Source organism: Mycobacteroides sp. H001 (assembly GCF_001440005.1).
GTDB lineage: Bacteria > Actinomycetota > Actinomycetes > Mycobacteriales > Mycobacteriaceae > Mycobacterium > Mycobacterium gwanakae.
The window spans coordinates 554,939-570,743 of record NZ_LJYH01000021.1; the positions used below are offsets into that span (position 1 = coordinate 554,939).

Below are 15,805 nucleotides of genomic sequence, written 5' to 3' on the forward strand. Positions count from 1 at the left end.
AGGAGGGAGCGGACAGTGGCCGCCGTTGCAATCACCAGAGGCGAGATTCAGGCACATCTACCGGGTGCGCCCGATGAAGTGGTTGACCGTCTCATCGCTGGCACGATTGCGCGAGCGGCCCTGTTCGCGCCCTGTATTTCCTCTGCTGAATTCCCACCCGGCAAGGCGGCCGCCGCCAAGGACATCCTGATTGATGTCATCGTGCGCGCCGCAGAGTCGGGGAGTGGCGTACAGAGCAACATCATGGCTGGCCCGTACCAGGTCAGCTCTGATACCTCCAAGCCGCGACGCCGGCGCTTCGAGACCGACGAGATCCGTGATCTCAAAGCCCTCTGTGGCATCAAGTCCGGCGGTGCGTTCACCATCACCCCGACCTATGACGCTCGGGATGCGTATACCGAGGACGTGACGCCGGAATGACGATCGTGGCGGCGATCCCTACCAACCTGCTGGGGGCGCTGCACCGGTACGACCCGACCGCGGTCAACGCGGAGAATGCGCCAGTTCGCACATGGACGCCACCGAAGGATCAGCTCGGCATTCTGTTTTGGTTTCAGGCGGCCGCGCCCCCTGGTGGCGCTGGGGACCCCGAATACATCAAGGATCGATCAGTCGATCGGGTTGAGCTGTACATCCCACCCGTGCTCGTTGACATCGACGGCAACGCGATGGACGACCCCTGCTCGATGGATGTCATCGACCTACCCGACAAGAACTCACTGCGCGGTGTGCGACCCGGACGCTCGGGGATTCTCCAGGCGCTCGACGCCGACCGAATCGTGTGGACCCGCTACGAGGTTCAGGGTTGGCCGCGCGACTACACCAATGGCTTTCACCTCTGGCAACCCGGCAAGGTTGTCGACCTAGAAAGGGTCACCTGATGTTTCGCGCTTACCTCAAGAACGGCGAGTACGTCGACTTCCCCGAAGGCGGCAAGGCCGAGTGGGAGACCGAAGAGGTCACCAACAACCTGGTCGTCAGCACCGAGACTCGGGTGGCCATTTTCAACGGCGACCAGTGGACGCACGTAATCGAGGACCGTGAGAGCGATGGCGACTAGCCGAGTTCGCATCGTCCACAAGGTGAACGGTTACTTCAAGATTCGTGGTGCGTCGGGTGTGCGAAGCGACCTGGAACGCCGCGCGTCGGCGATCGCCGCGGGTGCCAACGCTGAGGCGGGCACGGACGGATTCAAGACCAGCAGCATCCAGGGTGTCAAGCGCCCTCAAGGTCGCTGGCGTACAACCGTCATACCCACGAACTTCAAGGCCATTCGGCACAACGCTCGACACAATACGTTGGTGAAGCGGCTCCATGGCTGAGCTGATCGTTCCCAAACCATCTGTAGCGCTCGCGGTTCAAGCATTGATCGCGGGACTACCCCAGACTGGCCTGACCGGAGTCTTCGTTTCCTCCAAGAAACCAGGCACCGCAACGGGTCATCGCATCCTGCCGGGCAAGTTCATCCGCGTAACGCGGCTGAACCCGGGCGGGATGCTCAATCGCGTTACCGACCAGGCACATCTGCTGTTCGAGTGCTGGGACGATAGCGGAGAAGGGGAGAAGCTGGCCAACGCGGCGCGTGGGGTGTTGCGCGCTGCTAGTGGCCAAACGATCGCTGGCGGATTCGTGCGTTGTGCCGGTGACGACAACGGGCCCGTGGAATTCCCCGATCCCGACGTACCGAGTCACGACCGCTATCAGTTCACGGTCGACCTGCTCATCTCCACCAACTAGCCCGAAACGGGTGCCCCCTCAGGTCCGGTCCAAGTTCCGACCACTTCTCAGTAGAAGGGGACCAATTATGGCCAATTCCAAGAACATTTGGGCGGCAACTCTCCACGAGGACGGCGGTAGCTTCTACCGTGCCCCTCTCGGGACGCCGCTGCCCGATGACGCCCTTGATGCGCTTGACGCTGCATTCAAGGACCACGGCTGGATGGGTGACGACGGGTTCAAGGTAAGCCCCAAGCGTGACACCACCAAGCACAAGGCATTTGGTGGGTCAACGGTCAAGACGACCCAGGACAACTACGAATGCACCGTTACCGCCACGATTTACGAGCAGAACATTGTGACGCTCAAGACCGTCTTCGGTGACGACAACGTGACCGTGAGCTACGCGAGTGGTCACGCCAAGTACCGCGTCGAATGGTCGGATGCTCAGCTGCCCCGCAGCTCGTTCATCCAGCGCTACATCGACGGACGGAAGACCGCGCTCAATGTGATCGAAGAAGGCCAGATCGTAGAGATCGAAGACATCGAGTATGTCCACGATCAACTGGTCAAGTTCACGGTCAACATTGACGTGTACAAGCCGGAATCTGGTAACCCCGGCGTCTACTCGCTGATCGACGACCCCGACGCGACTGGCTCGGGCTCCTAGGTCGAAAGTCTCACCCCGGCAATGGTTGTACCTCTGGACCGGACCGCCCTTGCCGGGGTGGGGCCGTCCGGTCAACATCTCTCGAATTGAAAGGTTCGGTCCATCATGGCATTTCGTATCACCCCCGCATCTGAGGCAAAGGTCGAATTTGAGGTGCCGATGAAAGACGGCTCCGTGCTGGCTTTCGCATTGCCGCACATGAACTTCATGGATGAAGACCTAGCCCGGAAGATGAAGGAAAACCTCACCGCGCTAGACGAGCCCGTCCCAGTGCTGGATGCCGAGGGTAATCCGGTTCTCGACGACGAGGGAAACCCGGAAACCGAGGTGCCGCGCCGGACCATGCACGAGACCACCCGAGACTCAGCGCGGGCCATGCTCAGCGCCGTACTCGACGAGTCGCTATGCGACCGGCTGATGACCCTCACGGTCGGTGAGCTTGACCAGATTCTTGCTCACTGGGCCAAGGAATCTCAGAAGCCCGTCGGCCAGGATGGCGAGACGCGCGACAACGGTGAGCCCGGGGTGAACCTGGGGGAATCTTCCGCCTCCTTGAACTCCTAGACGAGTGGGGGGAGGCGATCCAAGCCGATCTATTGGATCGTCAGCTTCACCGCCGGGACATCGGCTCGTCGCTGATGTCCTGGCAGGAGTTTCGCGTGTTCCTGGAGAACCTGGGCGACAAATCGGCTCTGTTCCGTGCGCGCCACCCACGCACGTGGGCATGGGACCTGAACGTCGACCTGCTGTGCGCCATCCTTTTCACGCTCCAGGGTGCGAACTGGCAGCGCGCGGGTGGCCGTGGTGCGAAGCCCAAGCAAGTCAAGCGACCCAGCGATGAGGGCCCATCGATCGACCCGACTGTCCCCATGGCCGTGCGCAAGCAGCGGCATGACGACGAGATCGCTCGTCGCCGCGCGATGCGAGACAAGAAGCGCGGCAGGAAATCACAGATGATCCCGAGAGGAGTGAGCGTTGGCTAAAGGCGTAGAGCTGGCTGTAGGTTACGTCTCCCTCGTCGCGGAGACGCGTGATCTCCAGAAGGGCATCACCCGCGCGCTGAATGCTGCCGGTAACGACGCTGGAGCCGCTGGCCGGCGCATGGGCCGCGATATGGGGCAGGGTGCCTCCGCGTCATTCGGCGACTTCATGAAGAAGGGACTCGCGACCGCGGGCATCGCTGGCGGATTGGCGTCGGTGACCGCTGGCTTCACTGCGGCCGTCAAGTCGGGCCTGGAATTTGAGCGCAACCTCAACACGATGCGGGGCGTCTCCAGTGCCAGCGCCGCCGAGATGGCGCAGATCAGCGCCAAGGCAAGAGAACTCGGCCGCGATGTAACCCTTTCGGGCACTTCGGCGCAGAGTGCCGCCGCAGCGATGACCGAATTGGTCAAGGGCGGCTTGAACGTCAAACAGGCCATGGAAGCCGCGCGCGGCACGGTGCAGCTCGCGGCGGCTGCGCAGGTAGACGCGGCGACCGCCGCGACGATTCAAGCTCGCACGCTCCAGACATTCCACCTGGACGCCAGCCGTGCCGCGGATGCCGCCGACGTACTGGCCAATACCGCCAATGCATCCACCGGTGAGATCACCGACTTCGCCTATGGCATGCAGGCTGGTGGTGCGGTCGCCGCTCAGTTCGGGCTCACGATGGAAGACACCGCCACGGCGCTGGGCATCTTCGCGAACAATGGCATCGTTGGCTCGGACGCCGGAACGATGCTCAAGGCAACGCTGCTGGCTATCACCGATTCAAGTAAGCCCGCACAGCAGGCGATCGAAGAGCTTGGGCTGACGCTCTACGACCAGGACAAACGGTTCGTCGGTATTCGATCTCTGATGGATCAACTGAGTCAAGCGTCAAATCGCATGAGTCAGCAGGACTTCCAGTGGGCGACCAACAAGCTATTTGGGTCTGACGCCGCGCGCATCGCAGGCATGAACACTACCGCCGCTGCATTTGACAAAATGTATGCAGCGGTCACGCGGCAAGGAGGCGCAGCGCAACTCGCAGCAGCGCAGAATCAAGGATTGCCAGGTGTTTTCGAGCGCCTCAAGAACACACTGGACGATGCGAAGCTGGCCCTGTATGACGTGGTTGATGGACCGCTTGCGCAGGTTGGCAACTGGGCCAACAGCACTCTCGGAGATCTGTTGGACGCCCTCAAGGGTGACACCAGTAGCGGCGTCTTCTCGGACATCACCAAAGAGGTCAAGCAGGCATGGCCGGATATTCAGAAGTTCGGCAAGGCGCTAGCGGAAGTCCTCCAAACGCTCGGCAGCGCGGCGTGGACCGGGTTCGTTGAAGCGCTCAAGATCGCCGGAGATGTCATCGGATTCGTCGCGCCGCTGCTGAGTACGGTCGCGAGCGCATTGGACGGCCAAGAGTCCCTGGTGACTGCGGTCGCTGTTGCGTGGATGGCGTGGAGGTTTATCCCCACGCTCCTAGACCGGCTCCCCGGCCCGCTGGGCAATCTGCGGCAGACCTTACCCGGTGTCGTCACTGGCATGCGCAGCTTCCGTGAAGAGATGCAGCTACAGCGCAGTCTCGGGGCCGCGCAGGGTGTCCAGTTGAACGGCATGAACGCGGCCCTTGCCACCATGCAGGCGCGGTATTCGGTGCTTGGTCGCATGGGTGAGGCGTACCGCTTGGGTGTCGATGGTGCCGAACGGTTCGGGCGTACAGCCGGTGTAGCACGTGCCGCAACCACTGGATTGTCCACCGCAGCAGGCGGGCTCATGTCCGCGCTCGGTGGTCCATGGGGATTGGCACTTGGCGGTGCATCGGTCGCGCTGGGGCTTCTTGCCGCGAAGCACCAAGAGGCTGCCGACAAGGCTGCGCAACAGCGTCAGGAAGAAGAAGCGCTACGGGCCACGCTTGACAAGTCCACTGGGCGAATCACTGAGCAGACGCGTGAACAGGTCGCGACGAAGTTTCAGGAGATCAACACCGATCAGCGCGCACGCAGCTATGGCCTAGATCCCACACAACTTCTCGACGCAGCCCTGGGAACTGGTGACCCCAACGCGTACAACGACATCCGTAAGAAGGCTGCCGACATCATCGGCGAGCAGGTCAGCGACAAGGGGATGCGAACCAGAAGCGCGATGATCGATATTCGTAACGCGGGTATCACCAATGAAGAACTGACGCAGGCACTTCTGCGCGAGGGCACTGCGTGGGATGACGTTAACAAGAAGCTCGGCGACTATCAGTCAAACCAGAAAAGCATCAACAAGGACTACCAAAAGGGTGTTGAGGGGCTTCAGGGCTTCATCGACATCATGCCCGATGTACGTGAGTCGTTTATCACGATGACGCAGAACATCAATGAGCAGCGCAACTCCATTGGGGATATGTCACAGAAACAGCGTGACCTCCAGTCCATGCTCGAAGGTACCTGGCGTGCAACCGAAGAAGGTGTGAAGCGTTTCAAGGAGCTTGGCGCATCCATTGTCCAAGTGCCAGATAGCAAGTCGGTTGTCGTCACCGCGTTGACCGAAGACGCTCAGAACAAACTCAAGAGTCTCGGTTACGACGTTCAGAAAATGAAGGACGGCAATTTCAAGGTTGTCGCAGAGACCGACGACGCGAAGCGCCGAATTGCAGAGCTGATCGAGAAAATCAACCAGCCCCACACCATGACAATTCAGGCGCAGATGACCGGTCTGGGCGCAATTCTTCCTGGACCCATGGGGTCTGTAGCGGGTGCCTTGCAGCAGCTTCCAAAGAAGAAGGATGGCGGCGCGGTCTATGGCCCCGGTAGCGGAAAGTCCGACGACGTGCTCATGTGGGGTTCGCAGGGTGAGCACATGCTCACCGCTGACGACGTGGACAACATGGGCGGCCACCGAGGCGTGTTCCAGCTCCGTAGAGCGGCAGCGCAGGGCATGCTTCCGGGGTTCAAGGATGGCGGACCTATTGACCTGGAAGACCTCTTCGGCGGCGACCTAGGTCCGGGTCTAGCGGACGAAGCAGGCTTGCAGAGCAAGACAATTCTCATCAACCGCGCCATTTCGATGCTGTTCGGTGATCGCATTCGGGAGATCGGCGGCATGCGCTCCGACTCGATGCCGTACCACCCGTCCGGGCGCGCACTCGACATCATGATTCCCGATTCCAGTACACCTGAGGGTAAGCAACTCGGTGACGACATCCGTCGGCATCTACTGGAGAATGCCAGTGCCTATGGCCTGGAAGATGTGATATGGCAACAGAACTGGACGGGCGCTAACGGTCAGTCGAATCGGATGGACGATCGCGGTGGCCCGACCGCAAACCACATGGATCACGTGCACGCTACGTCGATCGGTGGCGGTAAGCCGCGCAAGAACACTCGATTCACCTTGCCCGCCAAGGTGCGACGCCAGCTCACCGAGCAGTACATGGCCAACGGCGGCACGGGTACCCCCAATGCGTCGGCCCTGATGGCGCAGATCATGGGTAATGGCGGCATCCCGACTGGCCGCGAAAATGGCGTGAGAGCCCTGGCTGCCGGTGACATGAACGATCGCGGCACCGACCGCAGCGAGGGGTACATTCCTGCCGCTGCCGGTGGTACCGGCACCGCGGGTACCAGTTTCGCCGCTGGGCTGCTCAACATGGGTGCCGAGGCTGTCAACGGGCTCATCGATCAGGCCGCGTCAGCGGCGGCCACGGCAGCATCAGCGGCCGCCACAGTCGGCAGCTTCGGCGCTGGTGGTCAGGCCGCAGGTCCGGCCGCGGCAGCGGCCATCGGTCTCGGCGCGAACGCGGCCAAGCGTGGCGTGAGCTGGGGCTTCCAGATGGCCGGTATCGGAGTGGACGCTCTTGTCGAGCAGTTGTTCCCATTCGGCGCTCCGCGCTGGCTCGGCTACGACTACACGGGCTTTGTGCCGCAGCTCCAGAATCAGGGCGCGGCGACTACGACGCTGGAAAAGGCCGAGGCGCAGAAGTCCGCGGTCGATCCCGGTACCAAGGAACACGGCGAGGGCCTAGGCGCGGCACCTGGCCCCGAGCTGCCGGGTGCACCCGTCCAGGCCGGTCAGATGCCGGGCTCTGGCGCACCCGGTGCGCAGACTCAGCCACAACCTGGCGCACTGCCGGGTGTGGGTGGCGGCCAAGGTCCGTTGCCTCCGCCACCCGCTGGCTCAAACCCATTCGGCACGAAGACTGGCCCCGGTCCGGCCGCACAGCCACCGACGATGGATGGCCCGCCCACAGCGACCCCGCAGCAGCAGAGCCCGAACTCACCCATGGGTCCGGAATGGCTCAAGATGATGGGCATTTTCGACGCCGGCGGCATGCTGCCCCCGGGTGGCATGGCCATCAACTTGTCGAAGTCGCCTGAGCCTGTTCTGACTGGCCGCCAGTGGGCCGATGTGAGCAGCGCGGCCGCGCGGCAGCCGCTTGAGCCAGGCGCGCTACAGGGCAACGACTACAGCATCAAGGTCGACAGCATCAACGTCAAGGACGTGGACGAATTGATGGGTCAGCTCAACGACAAGCAGAAGCTCCAGATGATGCGGTACGCGGGGCGGCCATGAGTAGCAATCCGTTCATCATCCAGCCCGATCGATATGAGTCGCAGATCCTTTCGATGTGGATTAGCGGTGACGGCCGCCGGTTCCACACGCACGGCGAGGTCGAAGGCCATGAGGGCGTCTGGAATGCCAAGGGCCAGGTACAGGGCATCTATGACGCCCCGGTCAAGACCACCTGGAAGGCGGGCGCGTTCCAGGATGGCGCGACGCAGAAGGGCAAGAAGGTCCTGCATCGCGACCTCACCCTTGGATTCCATTGCATCGAAACCCTCGGTCGCACCATGGAAGAGAACGAATCAGACTTCCGCAAGATCTTCGCCTACGAAGAAGATGAGTGGGACGACGACCCGGAGCCGATCACGCTCGGCGTCGAGACTGAGAAGTCGGGCGTGCGCATGCTCGACGTGTTGATGTATGAGAATCCGGTCATCGAGTCGGAGCTTGATCCGATCAAGCAACAGTACCTCAATCTGATTCTGAAACTGCGTGCAGGCCAACCCATGTGGTACGAGAACCCGGTTATCACCGAGTTCTCGGATGGCGGTACCGACGCGACGGGGTTCATCGAGATCGAGAACCCGACCGATCAGCCCATGCGGCACAAGTGGATTCTGACGCGCGCTGAGTGGGAGATCCCGGACTTCAGTTGGCGCGGCAAGAAGTACGCGCGCAAGCCTGGTGGTGCCTACCGCGCTCGGGTGCTGTCGATCCCGCCGATCACCGCCGTGCAGGGTGGCGCGGTCATCAGTCTGAACAAGCAGGACTTGATGATTCGCGATGCGCACTACACCAACATGTTGCCGCTGATGAATGGCCGTCATTTCATGCACGTCATCCCGCCATACACCCCGAAGCAGCAGATTCCGATCAGCTTCAAGAACGCCCCCGCTGGAGGTGCGATGGCTCAGCTGGTACAGCCGCGCCTCTGGTCGCGGCCGTGGGGTCTTGAGTGAGCGTCAACGACGCCACCGCCGTACTCGACTACGAACCCATTCAGCTCGACTTCGACAACCTAGACCTGCGCGCGCAGTGCGAGGCGATCTGGGACGAGACGATCAAGCAAGAGCGCGCCGAGGTCAGACTTCGCCGTCAGCCTCCGGTCGTTCGCATCTTCGACGGTGAATGGGAACTACATCACGTCCTGGCCACCGAGTACCGAGCCGAATTCTCGTTTATCTCCAACGACTCTGGTCCTGGCCAGACAGACATCCCGTTCACGTCAGAAGTGGCGCAGTGGATTCATGACATGCAGGGCCGCATGGATCGCGGAGAGAAGCGCAACGTCCACATCACCGTGGACTATTGCGGTGCGCGCTGGTCAGGGCGTCTCGACAAGGCAACGCTCAAGTCAGACGAGGATGGCGATCAAACACTAAGCGTCACTTGGCTTCACGACTACGAGAACCTGAAATGGTATAGCGTTTGGAGCAATCCATTCTTGCCTGCGGCGTTCCAGGCACCGCGCGCGTTCATCCTTGCGGGTCCAGTCCCTTGGATTCTGAAAATGAGCCTGTTCCTGCAATTTTTTCGGGAACACAACCCGCTCATCACAATTCCCGACGATCCGCTGAATCTAGCGAGCTGGTTCAGCGGGCTCGACCAGTCCACCTGGAGCATTGTTGTCAAGCCAACCTCATTCTTCGAGGCAATGGCCAGCGGTGCCGTCTGGGGCATGGTGTCGTCGCGTTGGGCCAACTGGCACGACATGGCCAAGATCATGCTCGAAGACGCCGAATACAGCGTTGTGTGCCGCCGCTGGCTAGAGGGTGACCCCGAGCCGTGGCCGGGTGCCAAGCTGCGCAGCGGGACCCTGGTCATCGACATCGTCGATAAGTCCGGCGTGATGATCGGAACATCGCACGGCGGCTCGATGTTCGATGGACTATTCCGCACCGCAGCCGAATTTGCGGACGACTTCATTGACTCGACCGATGATCTGATCGCCGATAATGACATCCCCGAGGACTACTTCATCCCCGGCTTGCGGCTGACCCGCAAAGAGATGCCGTACGTCATCTACCGCGACGGCGACCAATCACCCATCCAGACATCAGAATTCACGGTCTCGCCCGCAAAGGGCATTCAGGTGAACGTCGGTGGACACTCGATGCCTGGCGTCAATGAGGCCATCAGTGCATCTATCCAGGCTGGCTTCGACATTCTCGGCGGTATCGCCCAGATCGGGTCCCTCGGCGGCACTGTGGACACGCTGGTCAAGCCGCTGTACGAAGACACGGTTTTGGCCTGGTGGAGCGTCAAATCGACTCAGCGGGCGCAGAATTCGGGCTGGTCTCGATACTTCGAGTACTTCCAGGATGGCGCAAATAAGGCGTACACCATCGCAGCTCTGATGGTGCTCCGTGCCGGCTTCTGGGCGACGAAGACAACCATCAGTTGCAAGGTGTCGGTGGTGGACGGTGCGCCGTTCATGGTGGGCGACAGCGGCCTTGGTCACTTCTTCCTGGACGATCGCGTAGGTATCGCTCTACGCAACGACACCCGGAACCGAATCCAGATGGATCGGTGTCGGCGCATAGACCTCAAGTGGGACGAAGAGACCCCACCCGAGTGGCAATTAACCATCGGCGACGAGCGCGCGCTACAGGACCCGGCACAGCGGGCCTGGGGCAAGATCGAGTCCATCGTCGCCGCCCTGCGAGATCTGGGAGTGTACTAGGTGACGATGCCCGCGATGAATCCCAACTTTGGGATGAACGGTGCCAACGCTCAAGACTACGAGTTCTCCAAAGGCTTTCCCACGCGCGAGAATTGCGACCTTGAGAACCCGCGCGAGATGTTCCTATGGATGCTCGTGGCGCTGCCTGGTGTCGTCGGCGCTCAGCTCGTGATGCCCATCGGCTACAACATGGCTGTCTCTGAGCACCTATACGAATGCGGCGCGGGCCTGGTGCGCGAACCGGTCAAGAAGTGGATTCCACCCAAGGCCAACGGACCGCACTGGATGACCTCACCGGGGCAGTGGGTGCCGCTGGAAACGCCTGTCGAGGAGGAGCATCCAGCCGACGTGGCGATCAACAAGCTGTCGCGCCTACAGCAGGCCGAACTACTTGAGCGCCTGCTCAAGAAGCGGGAGACGGGCGAGCTGTGACCCAGCCCGATCAGCTCAACCCCGAGCAGGCGGCCAATTACGACAGCCTGGCCGCGTGGGCGGAGATGACCGAGATCGACTGGCGCAACAAGTACAACGCGCCCTATCAGACGGCGCTGGATCAGTTCACGGGCGGGTTCTTCGGCGGCCTTCCGACGGGTATGCCACACAGCCTGGCGATGCTAACGGCTTTGATTCGCAAACTGATCGGCAACCCGTTTGCGATATTCCCGTCTGCCGAGGAGGCACTGGACGCGCTGTTTCAGATTCCCATCATCGGTGATCTGCTGTCGATCGTCTTCCGTGGGACGATTCCGCGTTCTTGGATTTCTGATGTCATCGAAGACCTGATCAGCGGCGCTGGCCAGTTCCTCAACGCGCTGAGCGTGAGTGGCAACCCATTCCTCCAGTGGGACCCCACCAAGCCCGGCTGGCAGTCGGGCGGGTCAGCCAAGATGACCGCCAACGGAACCCAGCAGTCGGCACGCTCGGAGATATTCAATGTGGTTCCCGGACAGATACTTGAGCTACCCGCGGGCACGATGTGGTCGAGCCTGACCGCCACACCGGGGACGAATCCCATCAAGGTTGGCTTCGCAACCTGGGACGCGAACAAGAACCCGTTGCCCGATGTGATCACTGGTCAATTGCAACCCCCCGCAGCTAACGGCATCTGGCAGGCCATGCCGTCTCAGCCCTGGAAAGTCGAGAGCGGAGTGGCGTACGCCGCGCCGCTCCTCATGCTCGATTCCGGTGCGACTTCGGGGGATGTGTGGTTCTCAAATGTGTTGCCACACATGACAAATAAGATCAATCCGCTGGATCTGCAAAGTATCCTAGAGGGTGGAAACAACATTGGCGAAGACATCCAAAACACCTGGAATAGCTTCTGGAATGGCGTGTTTGGTGGCAACGCCATCGGCAAGACGCCGGATGATGTGAAAGCTGCTGCTGGACATGTCACATCGGTAGCCAGCGACGCCAATGCGAATGCCCAGTTCGCGGCATCGATGGTCATTCGGCCTCGGCGCAGTCCTCGCTGGATCTCGACCGGAACTCACGATGACGTTTCGTTCCCAATCATTTCAGCCCAGTCGATGTTTACCCCCGCTCTGAATGACATCACCTACATCCCCATCACGCCAGACACGGATCGGGTCTATAAGGCGCTGAAGTTCGGGCTCGTCGGCTCGGCAATGACCAATTGCTATGTCGGCGTCTACAAAATAGAGACAGACGGAACACTTACCCTGGCAGTGAATCTCGGCGATAAGAAGTCGAGCCTGACCGCATCCAAGGTGCAGACATTCGCTATCCCTGGCGGTGTTGGAGTCGGTCGCGGTGAAACCGTGTTCATCGCGGTACGACAGGTTGGTGGCACTGCTGGCCAAATGTTCACCACCCCTTCTTTGCTTCAGGTGACAGAGGTTGTGCAGCCATTGCCGACCTACCCCACAGAGAAGAACAACACAGGCAGCGGGCTTCCCGCGTCTATCTCGGGCGCGATCGTTCGGTCCGAGTCCGCGCCGGCCTGGGGTGCACTCGGTGAGACGCTTCTGGATTCACCGTGGACGGACTTCTCAACACCGGGCACGCATTCCTTCCTGATTCCCACCGATGCTCGCTACATCTACATCATTGGGTCTAGTGCTGGTGGCGGCGGTGGCGGTGGTGACGGTGGTTGGAACAAGCCGGGTGAAGGTGGACGCCGCGGGCTGTGGGCGGCGGTAAGTCTAGAGCGCGGTGTTGGCATCCCCTGGGATGTCACGGAGTTGGAGATCTACCTCCCGTCTGGCGGTGCAGGCGCTCCCGGTAGGGAGCAGAACGGCAGCGCAGGCGGTGCGCTGAATGTTCACTTCGCAGGTAGTCCATTCACGGTTCTACTGAACATCCCCGGTGGTGTGGGTGGTCGACTGGCATATGGCGGGTTTTTCAATCGCGACCCGGTTGGCGAAGCCCAGGTGAACTACCCGTTCTTTGGTCGGCTCTTCGTGGGCGGTCTCGCGGCGGCAATGGACACCAATGGCAATTCGCCTGGTGGCGGCGGCGGTGGCGGTGACGGTGGCGTGGGTGGATCGGCCAATGGCGGCCGTCCAGGTGGTTCCGGCTTCTGCGCGATAAGGACCGCCTGATGCCCCAGGGTTTCCCGGTCAAGAGTTCAGGCGGCCAGTGGTACGGACGATTCGGTATGTCCGTTCCGTCGATCGCCTCGGCGGAGGCGTTCGGTACACCCGAGCTGGTGAAACTGGTCTACAACCTGCGCCCCGCCAGCATTCCATCGGGTGAGGCGATCGGCTCACCGCTGGTTACGTTCCCGCAGTTCACGTACCCCACCGGCATCCCGTCAGGGGAGTCATTCGGTACAGCGCTGCTGCGCAACACATTCAATCCCGTTGCGATTCCATCGGCGGAAGCGTTCGGCACACCCGTGTTCACCGTGGGACCCGTAACAGTGACCCCCACGGGTATTCCATCGGCAGAGGCTTTCGGCACGGCGAAGATCTCCCATGTCGTCATCGTCATCGCTGGCATTCCATCAGCCGAGGCGGTACCCAGCCCGCAAATAAGCCGCAACGTCGCCCCGACCAGCATCGTCAGCGCCGAGGCGTTCGGCGCGACGACAGTCACCCGCGGCCCGATGACCATCGCCACCACGGGAATTGCATCAGCCGAGGCGTTCGGTGCACCCGCGATAACACAGACGGCACTAGTCGTTTTCGACACGGTGGGCGTTGGATCAGAAACGACTGGCTCGCCAACCTCATGCACCATAAGCCCGGCTGCCGGGGCGGATGTGCTGGCCTTCTACTCGGTGGGCAGCATCGGACCACTCAGCGCCACGTACGGTGCGAGCAACTTGCCGATGATCTGCCTTGGCCAGGCGCTCAATGGTGGTGTTGTCATGGGCGCGTACCTGATTCGCAATGTCGCCGCTGGCAGCGCAACCGTCAACATCAACAAGGCCGGATTCAGTTGGGGCCAAGTGGTGGCCGCGTCCTACACGGGTGTTCAGGGCTACGGCCCGGCCAAACAGACGACAGGCGTCGGTACCGCCTTCTCACAATCAGTCACAGTGCCCCTGAACGGCAGAACGGTGCACGCGTTCACCCCGGGCGAGAACAGCACCACCCTGTCGAGTCTCACGGGTGGTACAAGTCGCTATCTCGACAACGCTGGATTCTTGACCCAATCGGTCAGAGACACAGACGCCGACACATCATTTACGGGCTCACTGAGCGCGTCGCGAAACTGGGCCGCTCTGGCGGTCCCACTTCAACCCGCCGCACAGTCTGGGGTGGCTCTCGGATGCAGCTACGGCACTACATCAGAAGGTAACGGAGGCACCTCCACCTTCGATGTCTATGCCGCAGTGGGCGATTACGTGTACTGCGCCGTCGCACAGGACCGCGCCGGCAACCCGTCTTCGGTTACCTGTGCCGGTGCCGCCATGACGCTGGTGGATACCCAGACGTTCACGTCAGGCGTGGGTACTGGATTCATCAAGATCTACCGGAGCGCAATAGCCATGGGATCGGCGGGCGCTAAGACGATTTCGGTGACGGCTACTGGTAGCGGTTGGTGGCGCATGGCAGGAGTTGCGCTGTCCGGTGTCACAGCCCCATCAGGAACCGTAACTAAGACATCGGGTACTTCATCGCAGCCGACACAGGCTGTGACCTGCACCGCGGGTCAGATGATCCTCCAGGTCTTCGGCACTTCCACGGCCCCCACCGGGACCGAGGGTGGTGGCGCATTGTTCCTCTCCCAGGGCGCATCTCAGATTTATCTGATTATGAACATTGCCTCTGAGACAACGACTTTCAAGCTCGCAAACACCTCTATCAACTGGGGTGCCATGGCCGTCGTACTCAGCTAGTTCGCGAGTTCCCTCCACGCACCGGGTCACCTCTGATCCGGGCGTTAGCCCTGCGCAAAAGAAAGTGGAAAGCACAATGGCAAATGCACTGTACGACAAGGGCCGTGAAGCGTTCGCGACCGGTGGCATCAACTGGACCGGTGACACGATCAGGGCTGTCCTGGTGGACACCGGAGCGTACACGGTCAATCTTGCGACACACCAGTTTCTTTCGGATATTGCAGCCGGTGCGCGCATCGCCACCTCAGCGGCGTTGGGCTCCAAGACGGCGACCGCTGGTGTCTGTGATGCGGCCGACGTTACGCACCCCGCAGTATCGGGTGCGAGCGTCGAGGCGGTGGTTCTCATCAAGGACACCGGCAGTGCGGCCACGTCTCCGCTGATCGCCTACATCGACACGGCGACAGGGCTTCCCGTTTCGCCCAACGGTGGTGACATCAACATCGTTTGGGACAACGGCGCGAACAAGATTTTCAAGCTATGAACCCGCGGGTGCTGGGCAAGTGGATCGTCACCGTGGCGCTGGAGGCTGCCCAGGAATATTTCGAGGAGCGGCCCGAACTGCTCGACAAACTGGCAGACAAGTTCGCGGACATTCTCACAGCGAAAATCGCTGCGGCGCTTCCGAAGATCATCGACAACATGACCAACGTGACCCCGTGGAAGATCGACGATGTCGTGCTAGACGGCCTGGCGCAACGGCTAGCCAAGCTGATGCCCTCGTTCCTGCCCGACTTCTTGAGATTCAAGCGGCCGTAATGAATCAGCTCGTCAAGGCCGCGCTCTTCGGTTTGGGGCTCGTCGGTGTCGCCGGACTTACCGCAGGGGTGACATTCCTGGTGATCACGCGGCTCTATTCGCCCGGCGAGAAAGACCCGCGCCTTGTGAAAGGCAGATACGGATGGTGACC

17 protein-coding genes are annotated in these 15,805 nt (G+C 61.2%); all 17 read left to right on the forward strand.

All coding sequences use genetic code 11. From position 1 onward, the window contains the following. Positions 1-15: 15 nt before the first annotated feature. On the forward strand, positions 16-420 hold the full coding sequence (locus AOT83_RS04685) for a hypothetical protein (protein WP_057965045.1): 405 nt from the start codon (positions 16-18) through the stop codon (positions 418-420). Next, complete coding sequence (locus AOT83_RS04690) at positions 417-881, forward strand: hypothetical protein (protein WP_057965044.1); 465 nt, start codon at positions 417-419, stop codon at positions 879-881. The genes AOT83_RS04685 and AOT83_RS04690 overlap by 4 nt, the downstream gene beginning before the upstream one ends. Continuing rightward, positions 881-1,060 (forward strand): hypothetical protein, encoded by a 180-nt coding sequence (locus AOT83_RS04695; RefSeq protein ID WP_057965043.1) that lies wholly within the window; start codon positions 881-883, stop codon positions 1,058-1,060. The genes AOT83_RS04690 and AOT83_RS04695 overlap by 1 nt, the downstream gene beginning before the upstream one ends. Further along, positions 1,050-1,322, forward strand: a complete 273-nt coding sequence (locus AOT83_RS04700) for a hypothetical protein (protein WP_057965042.1) — start codon at positions 1,050-1,052, stop codon at positions 1,320-1,322. Before AOT83_RS04695 ends, AOT83_RS04700 begins: the two co-directional genes overlap by 11 nt. Then, the gene (locus AOT83_RS04705) at positions 1,315-1,737 is read left to right on the forward strand and encodes a hypothetical protein (protein ID WP_057965041.1); all 423 of its coding nucleotides are present in this window, start codon (positions 1,315-1,317) and stop codon (positions 1,735-1,737) included. The genes AOT83_RS04700 and AOT83_RS04705 overlap by 8 nt, the downstream gene beginning before the upstream one ends. Before the next feature lie 67 nt (positions 1,738-1,804). Then, positions 1,805-2,386 (forward strand): hypothetical protein, encoded by a 582-nt coding sequence (locus AOT83_RS04710; protein ID WP_046253079.1) that lies wholly within the window; start codon positions 1,805-1,807, stop codon positions 2,384-2,386. A 105-nt stretch (positions 2,387-2,491) separates the two neighbouring features. Continuing rightward, a complete protein-coding gene (locus tag AOT83_RS04715) occupies positions 2,492-2,950 on the forward strand; it encodes a hypothetical protein (RefSeq protein WP_057965040.1) in 459 nt (152 codons plus the stop codon). A gap of 32 nt (positions 2,951-2,982) precedes the next feature. After that, on the forward strand, positions 2,983-3,369 hold the full coding sequence (locus AOT83_RS04720; protein ID WP_057965039.1) for a hypothetical protein: 387 nt from the start codon (positions 2,983-2,985) through the stop codon (positions 3,367-3,369). Continuing rightward, on the forward strand, positions 3,362-7,912 hold the full coding sequence (locus AOT83_RS04725; protein WP_131726908.1) for a phage tail tape measure protein: 4,551 nt from the start codon (positions 3,362-3,364) through the stop codon (positions 7,910-7,912). The genes AOT83_RS04720 and AOT83_RS04725 overlap by 8 nt, the downstream gene beginning before the upstream one ends. Beyond that, a complete protein-coding gene (locus AOT83_RS04730; RefSeq protein WP_057965037.1) occupies positions 7,909-8,862 on the forward strand; it encodes a hypothetical protein in 954 nt (317 codons plus the stop codon). The genes AOT83_RS04725 and AOT83_RS04730 overlap by 4 nt, the downstream gene beginning before the upstream one ends. Continuing rightward, the gene (locus AOT83_RS04735; RefSeq protein ID WP_198530378.1) at positions 8,859-10,586 is read left to right on the forward strand and encodes a hypothetical protein; all 1,728 of its coding nucleotides are present in this window, start codon (positions 8,859-8,861) and stop codon (positions 10,584-10,586) included. Before AOT83_RS04730 ends, AOT83_RS04735 begins: the two co-directional genes overlap by 4 nt. 15 nt (positions 10,587-10,601) lie before the next feature. Continuing rightward, positions 10,602-11,018, forward strand: a complete 417-nt coding sequence (locus AOT83_RS04740; protein ID WP_198530377.1) for a DUF2744 domain-containing protein — start codon at positions 10,602-10,604, stop codon at positions 11,016-11,018. After that, positions 11,015-13,150 (forward strand): hypothetical protein, encoded by a 2,136-nt coding sequence (locus AOT83_RS04745; protein ID WP_240483006.1) that lies wholly within the window; start codon positions 11,015-11,017, stop codon positions 13,148-13,150. The genes AOT83_RS04740 and AOT83_RS04745 overlap by 4 nt, the downstream gene beginning before the upstream one ends. Further along, positions 13,150-14,895 carry a hypothetical protein gene (locus tag AOT83_RS04750; RefSeq protein WP_240483004.1) on the forward strand — a complete coding sequence of 582 codons (1,746 nt, stop codon included), beginning with the start codon at positions 13,150-13,152 and terminating at the stop codon, positions 14,893-14,895. The genes AOT83_RS04745 and AOT83_RS04750 overlap by 1 nt, the downstream gene beginning before the upstream one ends. Positions 14,896-14,971: 76 nt before the next feature. Continuing rightward, positions 14,972-15,379, forward strand: coding sequence for a hypothetical protein (locus tag AOT83_RS04755; protein ID WP_057965035.1), 408 nt, complete (start codon positions 14,972-14,974; stop codon positions 15,377-15,379). Continuing rightward, the gene (locus AOT83_RS04760) at positions 15,376-15,654 is read left to right on the forward strand and encodes a hypothetical protein (RefSeq protein WP_057965034.1); all 279 of its coding nucleotides are present in this window, start codon (positions 15,376-15,378) and stop codon (positions 15,652-15,654) included. The genes AOT83_RS04755 and AOT83_RS04760 overlap by 4 nt, the downstream gene beginning before the upstream one ends. Then, positions 15,654-15,803, forward strand: a complete 150-nt coding sequence (locus AOT83_RS27780) for a hypothetical protein (RefSeq protein WP_157858363.1) — start codon at positions 15,654-15,656, stop codon at positions 15,801-15,803. Before AOT83_RS04760 ends, AOT83_RS27780 begins: the two co-directional genes overlap by 1 nt. Positions 15,804-15,805: the final 2 nt, after the last annotated feature.